A 19,569-nucleotide genomic window follows, 5' to 3' on the forward strand; every position below is an offset into this window, starting at 1 on the left:
CGGCATCAATCCTTGGTGACGCGATTGATCTCGGCCAGGCTGGTCACGCCCGCGGCCGCCTTCTTCAACGCCGACTGCCGCAGGTCATTCACGCCGATCGCCTGCGCAGCCTCGGCAATCTGCAGCGCGTTGCCGCCCGCCAGCACGATGGTCGCGATCTCGTCGGTCATCGGCATCACCTGGTAGAGGCCGGTACGGCCCTTGTAGCCCTCGGTGCATTCGTCGCAGCCCACCGCCTCATACAGTTCGATGCCCGCATCCAGCTGCGCCTGGGTGAAGCCCTCGGCCAGCAGCGCATGCTCCGGCAGATTGGCCGGGCGCTTGCAGTTCGAACACAGGCGGCGCGCCAGGCGCTGGGCAATCACCAGCGTCACCGAGCTGGTGATGTTGTACGGCGCGATACCCATGTTCATCAGGCGCGCGATGGTCTGCGGCGCATCGTTGGTATGCAGCGTGGACAGCACCATGTGACCGGTCTGCGCAGCCTTGATCGCAATTTCCGCCGTTTCCAGATCGCGGATTTCGCCGACCATGATGATGTCCGGATCCTGTCGCAGGAACGAACGCAGCGCCGCGGCAAAGGTCATGCCGCGCTTGTTGTTCTGCTGCACCTGGTTCACGCCCGGCAGGCGGATTTCCACCGGATCTTCCGCGGTGGAGATGTTGCGGGTCTCGTCGTTGAGGATGCCCAGCGCGGTATACAGCGACACCGTCTTGCCCGAACCGGTCGGACCGGTCACCAGCACCATGCCGTACGGCTTGTGGATCGCCTCCAGGAACAGCTTCTGCTGGTCCGGCTCGTAACCCAGCTTGTCGATGCCCAGCTTGGCCGCGCTGCCATCGAGGATACGCAGCACCACCTTCTCACCGAACAGCGTAGGCAGCGTGCTGACGCGGAAGTCGATCTGCCGGGTCTTGGACAGGTTGAGCTTGATGCGCCCGTCCTGCGGCACGCGCTTTTCGGCGATATCCAGCTGCGCCATCACCTTCAGGCGCGCGGCGATGCGCTGGTTGAGCTTGTTCGGCGCGCGCGCGACCATCTTCAGCAGGCCGTCGATGCGCAGACGCACGCGGTAGTCGTCTTCGTAGGGCTCGAAGTGGATGTCCGACGCGCCCTTGCGGATAGCGTCGACCAATACCTTATTCACGAACTTGACCACCGGGGTGTCGTCGCCCTTGGCGTCGATACCGCTGTCGGTGCTGGCCATGTCGTCGTCGCCACCGCCAACATCGAGGTTGGCCATGCCGTCATCGTCGCCACCTAGCGCATCCCCCATCGTGTCGTGGCTGGCATGCCACTGCTCCAGCGTGCGACGAATCTGGTCCTCGTCCACCAGGATCGGCTCAACCACCAGATTGGTGTGGAACTTGATCTCATCCAGCGAATGGGTGGGGTTGCTGGTGCCGACGAACAGCTTGCCGCCGCGTTTGAACAGCGGCAGCACGTTGTGCTTGCGCAGCAGCTCTTCGCTGACAAGGCTCATCGCGTTCTGGCTGCTGTCGAACGTGGACACGTCGAACAGCGGCATGCCGAATTCGACCGCGTTGGCGGCGGCGAGCTGCGAGGCGCTGACCAGCTTGTTCTGCGCGAACCACGTCGGCAGCGGCTGGCGAGCGGCGGCCGCCTTGGCCATGGCATCGCGGGCAGCGACTTCGTCCAGCGCGCCGTCCTGGACGAGGCGGCGGGCCAGGCCGGTGATGCCGACGAGATTGGCGGTGGTAACGGCGTTCATAGAAATCCTTGGCTCATGGGTCTGGCAATGCGGTGCGCCCTCCAGGGGCACCACACAGGGCAGCAGAACCTGCCGCGAGCATCGGCCAGCGGCATCGCCAATCCATGAGCAACGCTGCCTTGCCCGGCGTTGCCGGCCCGGCAGGCTCGATCCTGACTCCCCCGGGGATGATAGCCCCGTCAAGGGTCGCCCAACATCCCATTGCCGGCTGAAATGTGATCAGCAGCCCGTTGGACGATAGCGTGCTTCAAAGGCGCTGCCGTCGCAGCTCCAAGTACCGTCGGCTGCCCGGCGTAGGATCAAATTCTTGCCTAAAACGGGTGCGCCACCAACTAAGGTGCAGGTTATGCTGCCCACACCCGTGGCGGCCAGTTCCGCCGAAACCGCAGAGCATCTCGTACTTGGCTTAAGCCCAATGTACTCCGCGTTGACCAGAGCCGCGTTCTGGTTGTCTTGTGCAACGGACTCCATCGTCGTCTTGCCCGGCCGGATATCCGACAGGGCAGCCGCCAGATCGGCCTTGGCTACGTAATTTTGATACATCGGCAACGCGATAGCGGCGAGGATGGCGATGATGGAGACCACGATCATCAGCTCGATCAGCGTGAAACCTCTAGTTCGATTCATGGCTCCCCCAGCTCATGAGTGAATTACCGTCCCTGCAAACGAAAGAAGCCCCGCTTTCGCGGGGCTTCTTCCGGAGCGTATTAGGCGCCGGTGCAGCCCGTCGGGGAGTACTTCTTCAGCACGGTCGTGGCACAGGTCCAAGTACCGTCCGCAGTGGCGCGGGTCAGGGTGATGGTCTTGTCCTTCACCTGCGAGTTGCCGGCCAGGGTGCAAGCGATCGAAGCCGCACCGGACGAGGCGGTGCCCTTCACGGTGACGGTCGGGCAGCGGGTCGAAACCTTCAGACCGATGTCGGCGGGATCAGCGAAGTCCTTGCCCTCGTTGAGTGCAACTTCAGCGGCGGTCTTGCCGCTGGTGACTTCGGCCAGGCCCGCAGCGGTCTGCGACTTGGCCACGTAGTCCTGGTACATCGGCAGGGCGATTGCGGCCAGGATGGCGATGATCGCAACGACGATCATCAGTTCGATAAGGGTGAAGCCCTTCTGGTTCTTCATTTGGTACGTCCCCAAGATAGTAGTGGTTGATGTTCAGAGCACAGGATCGATCCGGCCGTGGCCGGTTGAGCGGGCTCCTGTCCCCTGCGGGTGGATCAACGCAGGTTGCGTGCCAACCCCGGCACGCCTCCCCCTGGATTTCCCCACGCCCATGATGGCAGCTATTTCACGGATGGGAACCCCCGGAGTACGAATCTGCGATGGACGCGGCAATGTGACGCAGTGCGTCACCTTTGGTCGGCACCCGGCACGAATTCGCATGATGGGCCCTCCGGCAACTGCCCAGACGGGCATGAACCCGCTACCATCGACGGCTAGATGCCCGCCTGGGGATGGTGGGTCTTGGGGAGCCGATATGTCTGTCAGTCGCAGTGCGATCAAGAAGGGGCCCGTGGCGCGTAGCACCATGGAGCTGCAGCCGTTTGTCTGGGAGGGGACCGACAAGCGGGGCGTGAAGATGAAGGGAGAGCAGGCCGCGAAGAATGCGAACCTGCTGCGGGCCGAGTTGCGCCGTCAGGGCATAAATCCCGGTATGGTCAAACTTAAGCCCAAGCCTCTATTTGGCGCGGCCGGGAGCAAGATCACGCCGAAGGAAATTGCCTTCTTCAGTCGGCAGATGGCCACCATGATGAAGTCGGGCGTACCCATTGTAGGCTCGCTGGACATCATCGCGAACGGGCACAAGAACCCGCGCATGAAGAAGATGGTGGATGGCCTGCGCACCGATATTGAAGGCGGCTCGTCGCTCTATGAGGCTGTCAGCAAGTACCCGGTACAGTTCGACGAGCTCTACCGCAACCTGGTACGGGCTGGTGAAGGCGCCGGCGTTCTGGAGACAGTACTGGACACTGTCGCCAACTATAAAGAGAACATTGAGGCCCTGAAGGGCAAGATCAAGAAAGCGATGTTCTACCCGGCCATGGTGCTTGCGGTTGCCCTGCTGGTCAGCGGCATCCTGTTGGTCTGGGTAGTACCTCAGTTTGAGGACGTGTTTAAAGGCTTCGGCGCGGACCTCCCCGCCTTTACCCAGTTCATCGTCAACCTGTCCCGGTTCATGGTCTCGTGGTGGTGGTTGATTCTGCTGCTCATCATCGGTTCGATAGTCGGCTTCATCGCCGCCTATAAGCGCTCACCGAAGCTACAACACAGTATCGACCGACTTGTTCTGAAGCTGCCGGTAATCGGGCAGATCATGCACAACAGTTCGATTGCGCGCTTTGCCCGCACCACCGCCGTGACCTTCAAGGCCGGCGTACCGCTGGTAGAGGCACTAAGCATCGTGGCCGGCGCGACCGGCAATACGGTTTACGAGCATGCCGTATTGAGAATGCGCGACGACGTGTCTGTCGGTTACCCGGTCAACGTTTCCATGAAACAGACCAACCTGTTCCCGCACATGGTCATCCAGATGACCGGCATCGGCGAAGAGGCGGGCGCCTTGGATGCCATGCTGTTCAAGGTGGCCGAGTACTATGAGCAGGAGGTCAACAATGCCGTTGACGCCCTGAGCAGCCTGCTGGAACCGGTCATTATGGTGATCATTGGTACCATCGTCGGCGGCATGGTCATCGGCATGTACCTGCCGATTTTCAAGCTCGCTTCCGTCGTCGGATAAAACATACATGGCATTTCTCGACCAGCATCCCGGCCTCGGCTATCCCGCCGCGGCCGGCCTGGGACTGCTTCTGGGCAGCTTCCTGAACGTCGTCATCCTGCGCCTGCCCAAGCGGCTGGAATGGCAGTGGAAGCGCGATGCGCGCGAGGTTCTGGAGGAGCCGGACTTCTACGAACCGCCCCCGCCGGGCATCGTGGTGGAGCCTTCGCACTGCCCGCACTGCAAGCACAAGCTGGCCTGGTACGAGAACATCCCGCTGTTCAGCTGGATGATCCAGGGCGGCAAGTGCCGCCACTGCAAGGCGCCCATCTCCATCCAGTACCCGCTGGTGGAGGCCCTGACCGCGGTGATGGTGCTGGCCTGTGTGTGGCAGTTCGGCTTCGGCTGGCAGGGCTTCGGTGCGATCGTGCTGACCTGCTTCCTGATCGCCCTGTCCGGCATCGACCTGCGCACCCAGCTGCTACCGGATCAATTGACCCTGCCGCTGATGTGGCTGGGGTTGATCGGCAGCATCGACAACCTGTACATGCCCGCCAAACCGGCCCTGCTCGGCGCCCTGCTGGGCTACCTGTCGCTGTGGTCGGTGTGGTGGCTGTTCAAGCAGCTGACCGGCAAGGAAGGCATGGGCCACGGCGACTTCAAGCTGCTGGCCGCACTGGGCGCGTGGTGCGGGATGAAGGGCATCCTGCCGATCATCCTTATGTCGTCGGTGCTGGGCGCCCTCATCGGCTCGATCTGGCTGTACAGCCGCGGCCGTGACCGGGCGACACCGATTCCGTTCGGCCCCTACCTGGCACTGGCCGGCTGGCTGTTCTTCATGTGGGGCGAGCCCCTGCTGAACCAGTATCTGGTGATGAGCGGGCTGCGCTGAGGGGAGTCCCCATGAGCCAGTATGTGGTGGGCCTGACCGGCGGCATCGCCTCGGGCAAGAGTGAAGTAACCCGGCGCTTCGAGGCGCTGGGGATTGTCGTGGCCGACGCCGACCTGGCCGCACGTGCGGTGGTGGCGGTGGGCAGCCCTGCCCTCGCCCTGATTGCCGTGCGCTTCGGTGCAGACATGCTGCTCGCCGACGGCGCCCTGGACCGGGCGCGCCTGCGCGCCCACATCTTTGCCGACCCGGCCGAGCGGACGGCGCTGGAAGCGATCACCCACCCGGCCATCCGCCGGCTGATGCAGCAGCAGTGCGAACAGGCCGCCAGCCCCTATGCGCTGGCGGCGATCCCGCTGCTGACCGAAGTGGGCGGTCGCCAGGCCTATCCGTGGCTGGACCGGGTGCTGCTGGTGGATGCCCCGGAAGCCGTGCAGCACGCCCGGCTGATGCAGCGCGACGGCATCGACGCCGCGCTGGCCGACCAGATGATCGCCGCCCAAGCCACCCGCGCACAGCGCTTGGCGCTGGCCGATGACGTGTTGGTCAATGATGGCCATCCGGATGACCTGCAGGCGCAGGTCGAGCGGTTGCATCTGCGGTATCTGGGGTTGGCTCCCGGGTAAGGGCGGGCTTCACCCTGCATGGCTGATGTCGCCTCCTGGGTGATCTGCATCGCGCGCAGGGGGATGTCCCGGCCGGGGCAATTCACACCCCCGAGGCAATCAGCGACCTTGAATGCCCCGGCGGATTGCCAGATCCACACACAGGACTGCGACAAAAAAGAAGATCATCGCAACACCCCATTGATACGCCAACGGCCCGAAGAGATGCTTGACCATCGTGCCCACGCCACAGAACACGCGGCACCGACCGGACAGTTCGCTGACTTCATAGTGCAGCACTGCCCAACCGCTCAAAGCCGAGCAGGCGGCGAGGGCCAGACCGAACAGTATGACAAGGGGCCTACGTTTTGATCTACGTTTTGATCTACGTTTTGATTCACGTTTTGATCTACGCCTCGACATGCCTCGCCCTTGTGTCGACGTTTCCCGGAAATCCTTGGGCAACCGTCCTTTTGCCTACGATACCCGCCGGTTCGCCATGAAGCTGCCGACACAAATAACAACAGTCTTTGAAAGACTATTGAATGACGGCCAGATCACGGCCGCATTGGAGCACATCCGCGCCCATTTGGACTCGGATGGTGGCGAGGCTGTTTTTCTCGCCGCCCATCTGAGCATATCCGGCGAAACGTCCGAAGTGTTTGAGGAGCGCTCCATCCGTCAGCTCCGCGCCGCAGCCGCGAAGAACTATGCCCCGGCGATTTTGCAACTCGGCATGCGCCATCTGTTCGGCGACTCAGTGGAAATCGATGTTGCGCGCGCGGCCACCTGCTTCAAATCGGCAGCCGAGGCAGGTTATCCCCCGGCGATGTACGAGTACGGCCTTGCTTTGCTCCATGGCAAGGGAGTGAAGCAGGCCAGGACAGAGGCCCTTGCCTGGATCAGGCGGGCCGCTGAAGGTGGGGACGAGACTGCGCAGGAGTTCGTGCTTGCGCACGGGCTCATGCACGCCGATGACTGACACACTGTCACGATCCGAATTGGAGCCTGCGGCGTGACGGGCGTCGTGCTTGCTCGACTGCCGGTCTGATCTGGTAACAACCGCCGGGCGTGGCCCGGCGCTATTGAATGCCCATGGAACAGGCGCGCGGTGCGGGGATGAGCATCCACGCATGGCGTGGATCTACTCCAGCTGCTGGCGGGCGTAGCGGGCCAGTTCGCGGGCGGCCAGCAACAGACCTTCCACTACATCCGGCGGCAGTTGCTGGCCCGCGCTGCCCTGCACGCGTGCCGCTTCGGCGGCGTGCAGCATCTGGATCAGCGCATTGAGACCGGCTAGGGTACGGCTGAGGCTGGCCAGGGTTACGGCCTGCGACGGACTGAGACCGGTGCCCTTCCGGGTCTGGCCATCGGCGTTGTCGCGGCCATCCATGCGTGCCATCAGCGCGGGCAGCAGGTCGCTGGGTTCGGCCAGTACATCTTCGATGCGTTCGGCGATGTCGGCCGGCAACTGATCGGCGGATTCGCCAACCAGGCGGCGCAGGTTCGGATAGGTAGTGCGTGCAGACATGGCAATGCTCCTCGCAGACGGCAAGGCCACCCGCGGATGCGGGGTGGCGGACGGTGCGGGTTGGCGTACCGGAGACCCAACAACTCGAAAGCAAGGAAAAAGACTCCAGCGGACTCTTGCGAGTCCCCACGCACCGCCCGCCGAAGCAGAAGGCATGCGATGCATTTTCCACGATGGCCAAAGCGCATCTGGAGCTTTCAAGTTGTCGGGTTTATTCAGGACGCCAATCCCGGCCGGGGCGATGACCCCGACCGTGCCATCTCGCCAGCTGCATGCATTGCGGTCATGAGGCGAAAACGCCATGCGGCCCAACCGTCTGCGGAACCGTGCGTTGTGACACGCGCAGGGCGCGGAATGCATCACGCAGGTGTCGTGCTGGACCAGAAGCGCCGCGCCTTCGCGGAAGCTGAATTGGCGTTGCATGCGACATTTCGCGCCGAGTGGGAGATTTTGGCGACGGATGGATTCGTGCCGACCAAGGTCGGCCCCCAGCAAAGCAGCAGCCAGAATGGGTTACAGCGGCTTCGGCGAGAACGTCAGCGTGGCGATCACGCCGCGGGCGCCGCCCGGGCGCACGCTTACCTGCCAGCCGTACAGATCGCACAGGCGGCTGACGATCGACAGGCCAATGCCACCGCCCTGCGAGTGGCCGGCATGGGTACCGCGGTAGCCGCGCTGGAACAGCTTGGCGGCATCTTCCTCGCTCAGGCCCGGCCCGCTGTCGGTCACCGACACGGCGTTGGCGCCCACATGCACGCGCACCTCGCCATCCTGCGAATACTTCACCGCATTGCCGATCAGGTTGCCCAGCGCCACCGACAGCGCCGCTTCGGGGGCATCGATGACCAGATCGCGTTCGCCATCCAGGTGCAGCTCCAGCGGCTTGCCACCCAACTGGGCGCGGTGCGCGTCCAGCAGCTGTTCGGCCACCCGGGCCACATTGCTGCTGCCCTGCCCGCGTTCGTTGCGCGACAGCAGCAGCAGCGCGCCGATCAGATCGCTGCACTGCTGCTCGGCACGCTGGATGCGCTGCAGGCGCTGCAGCACCTTTTCGTCCAGGCCGGGGCGGGTCAGCAGAAGCTCAGTGGCGCCACGGATCACCGCCAACGGCGTGCGCAGCTCGTGGCTGACATCGGCATTGAACTCACGGTCGCGCTGCACCACTTCGGTCAGCCGCGAGGAATAGTCATCCAACGCCTGTGCCAACTGGCCCACTTCGTCATCCGGGAAGCGCGGCGCCAACGGCTCGGGCTCACTGGTACCGCCACGGTACGCACGCAGGCGCGCGGCCAGATCCGAGACCGGCTTCATCACCTTGGAGGCCGACCACCAGCCCAGCACCAGCGACAGCAGGCTGAATACCAGCACCGACAGGAACAGCGCGCGGTTGAGCTGCTGCCCACCGCGGACGCTGTCGGTCATGTCGTAGGCCAGGAACGCCCAAGCATCGGGAGTCTTGCGCACGGCCAGCTTGTAGGAATAGCGCTCGCCGCGCTCGTCCACACCGCCCATGTTGTACAGGCCGTCCTTGAACTCGTACCAGTCCGGCTCCTCCTCGCGCAGGGCTTCGAACTTGTCCGGCTTGATCAGGCGCGCGCGCATCTGCTGCACCGGCAGGTCGGGGTTGCGGTCCGGGCTTTCGTAATAACGCCGCACGTACTCGCTGATGTTGCGGTTCATCACGTCTTCCACCAGCTGGTTTTCCACCCGCATGCGGGCCCAGTTGGTGGCGAACGCGAACAGTGTCGTCAGGCAGAAGCCCAACAACACGAACGAGACGATGATGCGGCTGCGCAGGCGCCGCCGATAAGGCGTGCGCCGGCGCTCCCCCTTGCTTGCCACAGAATCAGGCTTCCGGCGTAGCGATGCGGTATCCGATGCCATGGCGGGTCTGGATCATCGGCACTTCAAAGGGCTTGTCCACCACGGCGCGCAGGCCGTGGATGTGCACGCGCAGCGAATCAGAGTCCGGCAGCTCTTCGCCCCAGACACGGGTTTCCAGCTCCTGCCGGGTGACCACGGCCGGGGCCGCTTCCATCAGCGCCTGCAGGATCTTCAATGCGGTCGGGTTGAGCTGCAGCAGCTTGCCCTGGCGGCGCACTTCCAGCGTGTCGAGGTTGTATTCCAGGTCACCGGTTTCCAGCACGCGGGTCTGCACGCCCTTGCCGCGACGCGACAGGGCGTTCAGACGCACTTCCACTTCCTGCAGCGCGAACGGCTTGATCAGGTAGTCGTCAGCACCGGAATCGAAGCCGGCGAGCTTGTTGTCCAGCGAATCGCGCGCGGTCAACATCAGCACCGGGGTCTGCTTGCGCGCTTCGTTGCGAAGCTTGCGGCAGACCTCGATACCGTCCATGCCCGGCAGGTTGAGGTCCAGGACAATCGCGTCGAACTCGTGCACGACAGCCAGATGCAACCCGGTCACTCCGTCGGCAGCGAAGTCCACGGTGTGGCCCCGGTCCTCCAGGTAGTCGCCCAGATTGGCCGCAATGTCGCTGTTGTCTTCGATTACCAGGATTCTCACTGTCACCTCTAATTGACGAATTTACCGACGCGCTGGGCCTGGCCCATGTCGCGCTGTGCCTTGTCCTTCTGCCGAGCACGCTCGGCGACGGTCATGCATTGCGTGGACGACATGTTGGAACCAATGGTCTTCTCACGTCGGCATATTAGACGACTATCTTCACGCGCCTGTGTCAAAACGGTGTTCACGACCTGCTGATCGTTGAAGACCTCAGTTCGTACCGATTCAGGCATCGCGTCCTTGGTCGGGTACTGCTCGGCGGCGGCACGGATGCGAACCAGGGTCTCGCGGACCTTGCCGCGCTCTTCCTGACGCAGCTCGGAATAGGTTTCGCCATCGTTGAGCTCGATCTCGATGCGCTCTACCTGCTGCAGCAGCGGCTTGCCCGGCAGGAATACCTCTTCGGCACTCTTGGCCCCTGCCGAGGCAGCGACCAGGGCCAACGCCGAAACCAGAACCGCTGATATCACTGGATGCTTCATGACAAACGAATCCCTGTCTGAGGTGAACGCCGACTGTATGCGGATGCCCGCTCTGCCAGCAAGTGCTGGCCGGCAGGGTGCAGGCGGCCTTAAAGCTTGGAGTCCGGGTTCAAGTTGCTGTAGGTGCGCTGGTCGTTGAGCAGGGCCTTGCCCTTCTCTTCGATGCGGCGCCGTTCGGCCACGGTCAGGCAACGGCTCTTGGGCATGTTGCTGCCCGTAGTGCGCTGGTACGAGCAGATCTGGCGGCTGTCGTCGTGGGCGCGCGTCAGGATGCTGTTGACCCGCTCCTGATCGTTGAAGACGTCGTTCTGCACCTGCGGTGGCAGCTCCTGGACGGTCTGCCGTTCGCCCATCCGCTGGGTGATCCGCGCCAATGCCTGCTGGACCTGACTGCGGTCCTCGGCGGAGATTTCGTTGTAGTCGCCCTGCTGCAGGGCTTTTTCGACCTGGCGGACCTGCTCGGCCACCGGGGTCTGGCGGTCCATCTGCACAGCCGCCTTTTCCGGCTTGGCCAGTGCAACGCCAGGCAGGCACAGCAACAGCACGATCATCGTGGTGCGGTACATCGCCAACCTCCCGATCCTTCGGAACGAAGGCCCAACTCTACGAGTGTCCCCACGTGCCCACAAGGGCCCCTTGGCAGGGGGACACAGGGCATAAAAAAGACCCAGGCGGTGCACCCGCCTGGGCCTGAAGTTGTATCCCGATACCGATCCTGCTGAGAGGCAGAGCTGCGGTTCGTTGAAGGCTACGCCCGGGGCGATTAAAGCAGCGTTAAACCCGCCAACCTCGCCTGAATTTAATTTCAAGCCACTGAAATATCAGGATTTTTTGATCTTCTCGACATGTTCGATGATGCGTGCGGCCACATCCACCCCGCAGGCGGCCTCGATCCCTTCCAGGCCCGGGGTGGAGTTCACCTCCAGCACCAGCGGGCCGCGCTCGGAGCGGATCAGGTCCACCCCGCAGACGCCCAGCCCCAGCGCCTTGGCCGAACGCACCGCCACCTGCTGTTCGGCCCGGCTGGCCTTGGACGCCACCGCCGTGCCGCCGGCATGCAGGTTCGAGCGGAAATCCCCCTCCGGCGCCTGGCGCTGCATCGACGCCACCACCTGGTCGCCGACCACGAAGCAACGCAGGTCGGCGCCCTTGGCCTCGCCGATGAACTCCTGCATCAGGAAGTTGGCATACAGGCCACGCAGGGCTTCGACGATGCCGCGCGAGGCGCTGGCCTTCTCGGTGAGGATCACGCCACGGCCCTGGGTGCCTTCATTGAGCTTCACCACATGCGGCGGCGGGCCGAGCATGGACAACAGGTCGACGGTGTCATCCGGGTTGTCACCAAAGACGGTGACCGGCATGTCGATGCCCTTGGCCGCCAGCAACTGGTGCGCCCGCAGCTTGTCGCGCGAGCGCAGGATCGCGTCGGACGGATTGGGCGTGCGTGCGCCCATCAGTTCGAACTGGCGCAGCACGGCGGTGCCATAGCGGGTGACCGAAGCACCGATGCGCGGGATGACCGCATCCACGCCGGTCATCGGCCGGCCCTTGTAGTGCATGGAAAAGCCGTCCGCGGCGATGCGCATGTAGCAGCGCAGGGGGTCCAGGATGCGCACGGTATGGCCGCGCGCGCGCGCGGCCTCGACCAGCCGACGGGTGGAGTACAGCCGGGTGTTGCGGGACAGGATGGCGAGCTTCATCGCAGTGGGATCGGTCGGCAGGCGCGAAGCATAGCGTGGCAGCGTTGCGACCGGATGATGTTGCCTGGCGGCACCACCGCGTGCCGGGCTTCCCCTTCATTCCGCCGCTGGATAGCCGCGTGCGGCCTCGCCCAGAGCGGCGATGCACGCCATCTGGACGGTCGACCCGCCGAAGGCATCCTTGTAAATCTCCACGATGCGCTGCGCGGCCTCCGGCCCACCTGCCCTGCCCAGGGCGCGCACCGCTTCAACCTGTTTGGCCGAGCCAATTCCCGCGGAAAGGAATATCTGATGCAGTGCGTTGACCAGGTCGTTCCTGCGTTGCATGCCGGCGCGCTCCTTGAAATGAGGGCAACACGCTAGCGGAGGGCAAGTCGGGGGGACATACGGATTTGGAATCTGCCTTGCACGCTCGGACGCGAAGTCCGCACTCTCAAGCAGGCACCGGCAAACGCTGCGCCAGATACTTTCAGCCCCCCGACAATCCCTGCGTCCCGCCAAATCGATTCTCTTCCTCGCTACCGGGCAGCAGCATGACCGGAAACAGAACGAACACCCCCAAAGGAACGAAGGCAATGACAACAAACCATCCCGACTCATCAATGTCGTGCAACCTGCGCACGGTCAGTGCGAGCATGGGCGGGAGGAAAGATACCAGCGCGACCGTTGCCAGGCCCTGCCCCACGCTATTGAGACGCAAGCCCAGTTCCCAATTGTAGAACCGTGTGCCGATCAGCCAGTAGCCAGCTTCCATCAAGCTGTAGCTCAGCGCGGCCAAGAAAGCGGCAAGCAGGAAGAACGACCAGAACTCTGTCCGGTTGGATCGTCCCGAAAAATCAAAGCATCGCCTGATGGGCACAAGTGCAGCGATCATTCACGCTCCGGACAACGAACGATTGATACCAATTGTTGACGGATTTCTAGCATGTCCGATCCCAGCAACAACTGAACCTGTCCGTGTGACTGGATCGAGCAGACCGCAAGGTCGCAGAGGAGGCTTTCCAGCGCTAAGGACGGTCGCGCGGCGCTGAGCCAAGGAAAACTCACCTGGCAGCATGCCCGCGATCACTGTGCGGCAAAGCGGATCGAAGTGCCCGAGCCGAGGCGCTGTCGCGCTGGCTGGGTAGCGCGGAGCGGCTGACACGCCGCAAACCGCTGGAAGACATGGAGCGGGCGAAGGGAATCGAACCCTCGTCAGTAGCTTGGGAAGCTACAGCTCTACCATTGAGCTACGCCCGCGTTGCCCGACAAGTCTATGCGGGGCACGTGTTCAAACGCAACGGGCAGGCCCTTGCAGCTTGCCCGTGACGGTGACGGTGACGGCAGGCCCGCAGGCCTGCCGTCGTGTGCATCAGAAGCTGCCGCTGAAGCTGGCAAACAGCGTCGCGTCCTGCGCACGCTTCTGCAGGGTGGTGGCGCTCAGGCCGATGTTGCTCTGCAGGCCGAACAGCTCCATGCGCGCGCCCAGGATGGCGGTCGCATAGTTCTTGTCGAAGTCCATGCCCGGCACGCGGTACATGCCGACGTCCGGCAGGCTCTGCACCCAGGCGCTGGCCTGCTTGGTGTCTTCGAACTCGTGATCGTAGGTCACCTGCACGTACGGCTTGACGGTGCCGCCGTCGAAGCGGGCCTGCCAACCGATACGGCCGACGGTGGAATCGACATCCTGCTTGCCGTAACCCAGCGCGGTGGCCAGGGTGCCGGCATCGGCGCTTTCGGTGTAACCGTCGATCTTGACCTGCTGCCAGATCACCGAGGCGATCGGGCCGTGGCGGAAGCCACCTTCGGTGCCGAACTCGTAACCGGCGTTCAGGGCGGCGGTCAGGTTGCTGCCGTCCGGCGAGCCACCGTGTTCGCGGGTGGCCGGGCCGAGCTGGACCTTGCGGTTCACGTCATAGGACAGCCAGGTGTAGCTGACCTGGCCATTGACCCAGATGCGGTCGCCGTACCAGCCGGCGAACAGACCGGCCGTGGTGTCCTTCTGGGTGAAATCGCCACGGCTGTTGCCGAAGTCGGCATTCAGGCGGCCAAAGCCGGCGAAGCCGCCGAAGACCATGCCGTCACGTGCCCAGTCGACACCGAACAGGCCGGCCGGGGCCAGGCCGTCGTACAGATCGGCGTGGTCGTAGCGCTGCATGTCACCGCGCACGCCGCCCCACCAGGACATCCCGTCGGCCGGACGGCCGGCTTGGTGCAGACTGACCTGGTCGGCGCGCGAACGGCCGATGGTCTGCGCCGAGTGGCTCAGCACCTGCTGCAGGCGCGGGCCTTCCAGGATCGAGATGGCGTACTGGCCCAGCATCTGGTGCGCGGCCGAGGTCGGATGCACGTCATCGGCGAAGAGATAGCTGCTGGCCGCGTCCGGGCGGGCGTAGGCCAGCGGGCTGCAGGTCAGTGACGAAGCCACCAGGCAGGCGCGGCCGGTGACGTTGCTGAAACCATACATGCCCGGATTGGCGATGATTTCATGCAGCAGGGTGTAGGTATCGAGCGGGATGAAGTCGATACCGGCCTGCTTCAGGCCACTGTACAGCGCAGTGTTGTACGCGGTGGACAGGGCCGTACCCTGCGCTTGACCCGCCGCACCCCGGTCGATGAACCCGGGGGTGATACCGACGTCGGGCAGGTTCGGCACCAGCACATACTGCGCGCCAGCCTGCTTGAGGCTGGCCACGATGCCGATCTGGTCGGTCACCGCTGCGCCAATCACGGCCGGGGCCTGGGCCGGAGCGGTGATCGAGAACAGGTCGTTGGCGCCCCCCCACACGGTGTACAGCGCATTCGGGTCCGCCTTGCCACCGTTGGCGGCGAGATACCTGGCCATCTGCGTCTTCAGCGACGGCACCGGCACGTTGCCGAAGGCCGGCTGGGTCAGGTCGGTACCCACGCGGGCACCGCCGACAGCGTAGTTGTCACCGGTCTGGCCGTTGCCGTTGGGGGACGCATTGGTGCCGTAGTAATCGGCGACGAACTGCGCCCACTCCCAACCGGGGTTGGTGGTGAACTGGCCGGCGACCGGACGCGCCTCCGCCGGCAGCAGGGGACGGTAGTAGCCGCTGTCGGTGAGGCTGTCACCGAAGAACACGGTACGGGTGAACGGGGATTCGCCTGCCATGGCCGGCAGCGCGGCCAGCGCGATCGCGGCCGCCATGAGGGAGCGGATCGGGCGTTTGCTGAGCAGCATGTAAAAACTCCTGTGGGGATATCGTTTGAGGATCCGACGCACGTACGCCGGCGCACGGTGAATGGTTTCACTGCGCCGCCAATTGCTCACGCTGCGCCGCCGCATGGATTGTCGCTCGAGCCAGGCCCGGCGGGCTTTGCCGGTGCGGGCGTAGCGCACAACTTGCAACGGTTCCGATGCGAACCGGCAATCAGCGACAATGGCCCCATGAACATCCAGCTCAATGGCGAACCCCGCACCTTGCCCGCTTCAGCGACCCTCCTGGACCTGCTTGCGGCCGAGCAGCTGTTGCAACGCCGGGTGGCGGTTGAGGTGAACGGCGAGATCGTCAGCCGCAGCCGTCATGCCGAGCATGTGCTGGACGAGGGCGATGTGGTGGAGATCGTGCATGCCCTCGGCGGCGGCTGAGGCATCCCGCGCTCCGCGCTCGCCGGGCATGGCCCGGCGCTACCCTGCGCATCCGTTCCGGTAGCGCCGGGCCATGCCCGGCGGCGTCGAAGTGACGACCCCATCTTCGGGCGGATAAGCGATAATCGCGTCATGAACGCTCATGTCTCCCCCGATTCGCTGGTGATCGCCGGCAAGACCTACAGCTCGCGGCTGCTTACCGGCACCGGCAAGTTCAAGGATCTGGAAGAAACCCGCCTGGCCACCGAGGCCGCGGGCGCCCGGATCGTCACCGTGGCCATCCGCCGTACCAACATCGGCCAGAACCCGGGCGAACCGAACCTGCTCGACGTGCTGCCGCCGGACCGTTACACCATCCTGCCCAACACCGCCGGCTGCTACACCGCCGAGGATGCCGTGCGCACCTGCCGCCTGGCCCGCGAACTGCTGGACGGCCACAACCTGACCAAGCTGGAAGTACTGGGCGACCAGAAGTCGCTGTACCCGGACGTGGTGCAGACCCTCAAGGCCGCCGAGCAGCTGGTCAAGGACGGTTTCGAGGTGATGGTCTATACCTCCGACGACCCGATCCTGGCCAAGCGCCTGGAAGAGATCGGCTGCGCTGCGGTGATGCCGCTGGCCGCGCCGATCGGCTCGGGCCTGGGCATCCAGAACAAGTACAACCTGCTGCAGATCATCGAAGACGCCAAGGTGCCGATCATCGTCGACGCCGGCGTGGGCACCGCGTCGGATGCGGCGATCGCGATGGAGCTGGGCTGCGACGGCGTGCTGATGAACACCGCCATCGCCGGCGCGCGCAACCCGGTGTTGATGGCCAGCGCCATGCGCAAGGCCGTGGAAGCCGGCCGCGAGGCGTTCCTGGCCGGCCGCATTCCGCGCAAGCGCTATGCCAGTGCGTCCTCGCCGATCGATGGGTTGATCGGCTGATGACCAATCCATTCGACAGCGCCGGTTCGAAGGCACCGCCCAAGCCGTTCACGGTCAACGAAGGCCGCCGTGAAGTGCGCAGCTTCGTGCTGCGCCAGGGCCGTTTCACCCCGGCCCAGCAGCGCGCGTTCGACGAGCGCTGGCCGCGTTTCGGCCTGGATTTCAGCGGTGAACCGCGTGATCTGGATGCCACCTTCGGCCGCGATGCGCACAAGGTGCTGGAAATCGGCTTCGGCAACGGCGCCGCGCTGCGCTTCGCCGCGCAGCAGGACCTCAGCCGCGACTACATCGGCCTGGAAGTGCACGCGCCCGGCGTGGGCCGCCTGCTGAACGCGCTGGCCGACGACAACGCCGACCACGTGCGCCTGTACCACCACGACGCGGTGGAAGTGCTGGAAAAGGAAATCGCCGATGGCGCGCTGGACGAAGTGCGCATCTACTTCCCCGACCCGTGGCACAAGAAGCGCCACAACAAGCGTCGCCTGATCCAGCCGGGCTTTGCCGAGCTGCTGGTGCGCAAGCTGCGCCCCGGTGGCCGCCTGCACTGTGCCACCGACTGGGAGGATTACGCCGAGCAGATGTGGGACGTGCTCGATGCCACCCCCGGCCTGGTCAACCGTGCCGGTCCGCGTGGCAGCGTGCCGCGCCCGGACTGGCGCCCGCAGACCCACTTCGAGACCCGCGGCCAGAAGCTCGGCCATGGCGTCTGGGACCTGTTGTACGACCGCACCTGATGAACGCCTGAGGACGCCGCGCCCCACATGGATACCGCGCTGACGCTGACCACTGACATGAAGCTCGTGCTCGGGCTGGTCGGCTTCACAATGGCGATGTTCCTGTTCGAGCGCATCCGCGCCGACGTGGTCGCGCTGGTGGTGCTGGTGGTGCTGGGCGTGACCGGCCTGATCGCGCCGGAGGAGATCTTCGGCGGCTTCTCCGGCAACGCGGTGATGAGCATCATCGCCACCACCATCCTCGGCGCGGGCCTGGACCGCACCGGTGCGTTGAACCGGCTCGCGGCCTGGCTGCTGCGGCGCGGCCATGGCGTGGAGCAGCGGCTGCTGATGATGACCACGGCCATCGCCGGCCTGAACTCGTCCTTCATGCAGAACCCGTCGGTGATGGCGTTGTACCTGCCGGTTGCCTCGCGCCTGGCCGCGCGCACCGGGCTGACCATGCAACGCCTGCTGCTGCCGATCTCGGCGGCGATCGTGATGGGTGGCGCGCTGACCATGGTCGGCAACTCGCCGCTGATCCTGCTGAACGATCTGCTGGCCTCGGCCAATAACAACCTGCCCTCCGGCCTGGCCACCATCGAGCCGCTGCGCATGTTCGCGCCGCTGCCGATCGGCATCGCCCTGCTGATCGCCTCGCTGCTGTATTTCCGCTACTACGGCGACCGCAAGCTGGTGGAAGAGGAAAGCCTGGTCAACGACGGCACCACGCCGGCCCGCACCGAGAGCTACTTCGCCAAGACCTACGGCATCGAAGGCGACGTGTTCGAGCTGGTGGTCACCGCCGAGAGCCCGCTGGTCGGCATGACCCTGGGCGAGGCCGAGAACCTGCATGACGCGCCGCTGCTGCTGGCACTGAAGACCGGCAATGACACCCGCCTGGCACCGCCGGCGGAAATGCGCATCTGGGTGGGCAGCGTGCTCGGCGCGATGGGACCGCGCCAGCAGATCCACGATTTCGCGCAGAACCAGTTCCTGCGCATGTCCTCGCGCCTGAAACACCTGGGCGACTTGTTCAATCCCAGCCGCGCTGGCATTTCCGAGGCGGTGGTGCCGCCGACCTCCGGCGTCATCGGCAAGACCGCAGGCGAGCTGCGCCTGCGCAAGGAACGCGGCATCAGCCTGCTGGCGATCAACCGCGACAAGCAGGTGATCCGCGAGGATGTACGCGATGTGCAGCTGCGCGCCGGCGACATGCTGGTCTTCCACAGCATCTGGACCGACCTCGCGCAGGCCGCCAAGAGCCGCGACTTCGTGGTGGTCACCGATTACCCCACCGGCGAGCAGCGCCCGCACAAGTTCAAGATCGCCATGGCGATCTTCGCCCTGACCATCCTGATCGCGCTGACCAGCAAACTGCCGGTGGCGCTGACCCTGATGACCGGCGTGGCCGGGATGCTGTTGACCGGCGTGCTGCGCATGGACGAGGCCTATGCCTCGATCAACTGGAAGACGGTGTTCATGATGGCCGGGCTGATTCCGCTTGGCTGGGCGATGGATTCCAGCGGCGCAGCGGCATGGGTGGCCGGCCATACCATCGACAAGCTGCCCACCGGCATTCCGATCTGGGTGCTGGAACTGGCGCTGGCGCTTCTGACCACGGTGTTCTCGCTGGTGATCAGCCATGTGGGCGCGACCATCGTGATGGTGCCGATCGCGGTGAACCTGGCGCTGGCGGCCGGCGGCAATCCCACGGCGTTCGCGCTGATCGTGGCGCTGTCGGCGTCCAACAACCTGATGACGGCGTCGAACCCGGTGATTTCGATGATCACCGGCCCGGCCAACTACACCCCGCGCGAGATGTGGCGGGTCGGCGGCCCGCTGTCGCTGATCTACACCTGCGTGGTGGTGGTGMTGATCAACCTGATGTTCTGAAGGTTGGGTTTGTTGGCAGGGCTGCGCCCTGCACCCGCAGAGGCAACGACAACGGCAACGGTCTGCATTCCTTGGGATGGCGGGGTGGGTCCGGTTGCGGGGGACGCCGTAAACCCCCAGACCGGCCCAGCCGCTGGCGGCTGTGCGTTCGGGCGCTTGCGAAGCAGTGCTTCGCAAGCAAAGCGCCCTCACCCTTGGGGGCTTGGCCGCGGCATCCATGCCGCGGACACCCCCGCAACCGGACCCACCCCGCCTTCGACAG

General features: G+C 64.6%; 20 protein-coding genes and 1 tRNA gene. 8 read left to right on the forward strand and 13 right to left on the reverse strand.

The window, feature by feature from the left end; genetic code table 11:
• Positions 1 to 5 precede the first annotated feature (5 nt).
• From pilB to AC1DCU_RS14100, 3 genes are all read right to left on the reverse strand, one after another.
• A complete protein-coding gene (gene pilB / locus AC1DCU_RS14090; protein ID WP_088101005.1) occupies positions 6 to 1,733 on the reverse strand; it encodes a type IV-A pilus assembly ATPase PilB in 1,728 nt (575 codons plus the stop codon).
• Positions 1,734 to 1,952: 219 nt separating this feature from the next.
• Positions 1,953 to 2,360, reverse strand: coding sequence for a pilin (locus AC1DCU_RS14095; RefSeq protein ID WP_442251811.1), 408 nt, complete (start codon positions 2,358 to 2,360; stop codon positions 1,953 to 1,955).
• Between the two features lie 80 nt (positions 2,361 to 2,440).
• Complete coding sequence (locus AC1DCU_RS14100; protein ID WP_442251812.1) at positions 2,441 to 2,854, reverse strand: pilin; 414 nt, start codon at positions 2,852 to 2,854, stop codon at positions 2,441 to 2,443.
• Between the two features lie 355 nt (positions 2,855 to 3,209).
• Here AC1DCU_RS14100 and AC1DCU_RS14105 point away from each other — a divergent pair, with 355 nt between their 5' ends.
• From AC1DCU_RS14105 to AC1DCU_RS14120, 4 genes are all read left to right on the forward strand, one after another.
• Positions 3,210 to 4,469: a type II secretion system F family protein gene (locus AC1DCU_RS14105; protein WP_478013546.1), complete on the forward strand. Its 1,260-nt coding sequence runs from the start codon at positions 3,210 to 3,212 to the stop codon at positions 4,467 to 4,469.
• A gap of 7 nt (positions 4,470 to 4,476) precedes the next feature.
• The gene (locus AC1DCU_RS14110; protein WP_025874291.1) at positions 4,477 to 5,340 is read left to right on the forward strand and encodes a prepilin peptidase; all 864 of its coding nucleotides are present in this window, start codon (positions 4,477 to 4,479) and stop codon (positions 5,338 to 5,340) included.
• Between the two features lie 11 nt (positions 5,341 to 5,351).
• Positions 5,352 to 5,963 carry a dephospho-CoA kinase gene (gene coaE, locus AC1DCU_RS14115; protein WP_442251814.1) on the forward strand — a complete coding sequence of 204 codons (612 nt, stop codon included), beginning with the start codon at positions 5,352 to 5,354 and terminating at the stop codon, positions 5,961 to 5,963.
• Between the two features lie 436 nt (positions 5,964 to 6,399).
• The gene (locus tag AC1DCU_RS14120; protein WP_442251815.1) at positions 6,400 to 6,924 is read left to right on the forward strand and encodes a tetratricopeptide repeat protein; all 525 of its coding nucleotides are present in this window, start codon (positions 6,400 to 6,402) and stop codon (positions 6,922 to 6,924) included.
• Between the two features lie 162 nt (positions 6,925 to 7,086).
• Here AC1DCU_RS14120 and AC1DCU_RS14125 read toward each other — a convergent pair whose 3' ends face one another.
• The 10 genes from AC1DCU_RS14125 to AC1DCU_RS14170 all read right to left on the reverse strand — a co-directional run bounded on the left by AC1DCU_RS14125 (position 7,087) and on the right by AC1DCU_RS14170 (position 15,363).
• Positions 7,087 to 7,473: a hypothetical protein gene (locus AC1DCU_RS14125; RefSeq protein WP_025874288.1), complete on the reverse strand. Its 387-nt coding sequence runs from the start codon at positions 7,471 to 7,473 to the stop codon at positions 7,087 to 7,089.
• Positions 7,474 to 7,986: 513 nt separating this feature from the next.
• Positions 7,987 to 9,357, reverse strand: coding sequence for a sensor histidine kinase (locus AC1DCU_RS14130; RefSeq protein WP_032975180.1), 1,371 nt, complete (start codon positions 9,355 to 9,357; stop codon positions 7,987 to 7,989).
• Entirely contained in the window at positions 9,320 to 9,997 is a 678-nt protein-coding gene (locus AC1DCU_RS14135; protein ID WP_025874286.1) for a response regulator transcription factor, read from the reverse strand. Before AC1DCU_RS14135 ends, AC1DCU_RS14130 begins: the two co-directional genes overlap by 38 nt.
• 8 nt (positions 9,998 to 10,005) lie before the next feature.
• Entirely contained in the window at positions 10,006 to 10,479 is a 474-nt protein-coding gene (locus tag AC1DCU_RS14140; RefSeq protein ID WP_025874285.1) for a hypothetical protein, read from the reverse strand.
• Positions 10,480 to 10,568: 89 nt separating this feature from the next.
• Complete coding sequence (locus AC1DCU_RS14145; RefSeq protein WP_312963795.1) at positions 10,569 to 11,045, reverse strand: hypothetical protein; 477 nt, start codon at positions 11,043 to 11,045, stop codon at positions 10,569 to 10,571.
• 255 nt (positions 11,046 to 11,300) lie between these two features.
• Positions 11,301 to 12,179, reverse strand: a complete 879-nt coding sequence (gene rimK, locus AC1DCU_RS14150; RefSeq protein ID WP_025874283.1) for a 30S ribosomal protein S6--L-glutamate ligase — start codon at positions 12,177 to 12,179, stop codon at positions 11,301 to 11,303.
• Between the two features lie 96 nt (positions 12,180 to 12,275).
• Positions 12,276 to 12,506, reverse strand: a complete 231-nt coding sequence (locus tag AC1DCU_RS14155; protein WP_105164563.1) for a hypothetical protein — start codon at positions 12,504 to 12,506, stop codon at positions 12,276 to 12,278.
• A 142-nt stretch (positions 12,507 to 12,648) separates the two neighbouring features.
• Positions 12,649 to 13,053 carry a DUF805 domain-containing protein gene (locus tag AC1DCU_RS14160; protein WP_032975183.1) on the reverse strand — a complete coding sequence of 135 codons (405 nt, stop codon included), beginning with the start codon at positions 13,051 to 13,053 and terminating at the stop codon, positions 12,649 to 12,651.
• Between the two features lie 291 nt (positions 13,054 to 13,344).
• Positions 13,345 to 13,418 (reverse strand) — tRNA-Gly (locus AC1DCU_RS14165).
• 112 nt (positions 13,419 to 13,530) lie between these two features.
• Complete coding sequence (locus AC1DCU_RS14170) at positions 13,531 to 15,363, reverse strand: autotransporter outer membrane beta-barrel domain-containing protein (protein ID WP_442251816.1); 1,833 nt, start codon at positions 15,361 to 15,363, stop codon at positions 13,531 to 13,533.
• Between the two features lie 207 nt (positions 15,364 to 15,570).
• Between AC1DCU_RS14170 and thiS the strand changes: the two genes are divergently transcribed.
• The 4 genes from thiS to AC1DCU_RS14190 all read left to right on the forward strand — a co-directional run bounded on the left by thiS (position 15,571) and on the right by AC1DCU_RS14190 (position 19,307).
• Complete coding sequence (gene thiS / locus AC1DCU_RS14175; protein WP_033832224.1) at positions 15,571 to 15,771, forward strand: sulfur carrier protein ThiS; 201 nt, start codon at positions 15,571 to 15,573, stop codon at positions 15,769 to 15,771.
• 132 nt (positions 15,772 to 15,903) lie between these two features.
• Positions 15,904 to 16,698, forward strand: coding sequence for a thiazole synthase (locus AC1DCU_RS14180; protein WP_032975186.1), 795 nt, complete (start codon positions 15,904 to 15,906; stop codon positions 16,696 to 16,698).
• Positions 16,698 to 17,432, forward strand: coding sequence for a tRNA (guanosine(46)-N7)-methyltransferase TrmB (trmB, locus tag AC1DCU_RS14185; protein ID WP_442251817.1), 735 nt, complete (start codon positions 16,698 to 16,700; stop codon positions 17,430 to 17,432). Before AC1DCU_RS14180 ends, trmB begins: the two co-directional genes overlap by 1 nt.
• Before the next feature lie 27 nt (positions 17,433 to 17,459).
• A complete protein-coding gene (locus tag AC1DCU_RS14190) occupies positions 17,460 to 19,307 on the forward strand; it encodes an SLC13 family permease (protein WP_478014195.1) in 1,848 nt (615 codons plus the stop codon).
• Positions 19,308 to 19,569: the final 262 nt, after the last annotated feature.

Source organism: Stenotrophomonas sp. 10L48 (genome assembly GCF_056395105.1).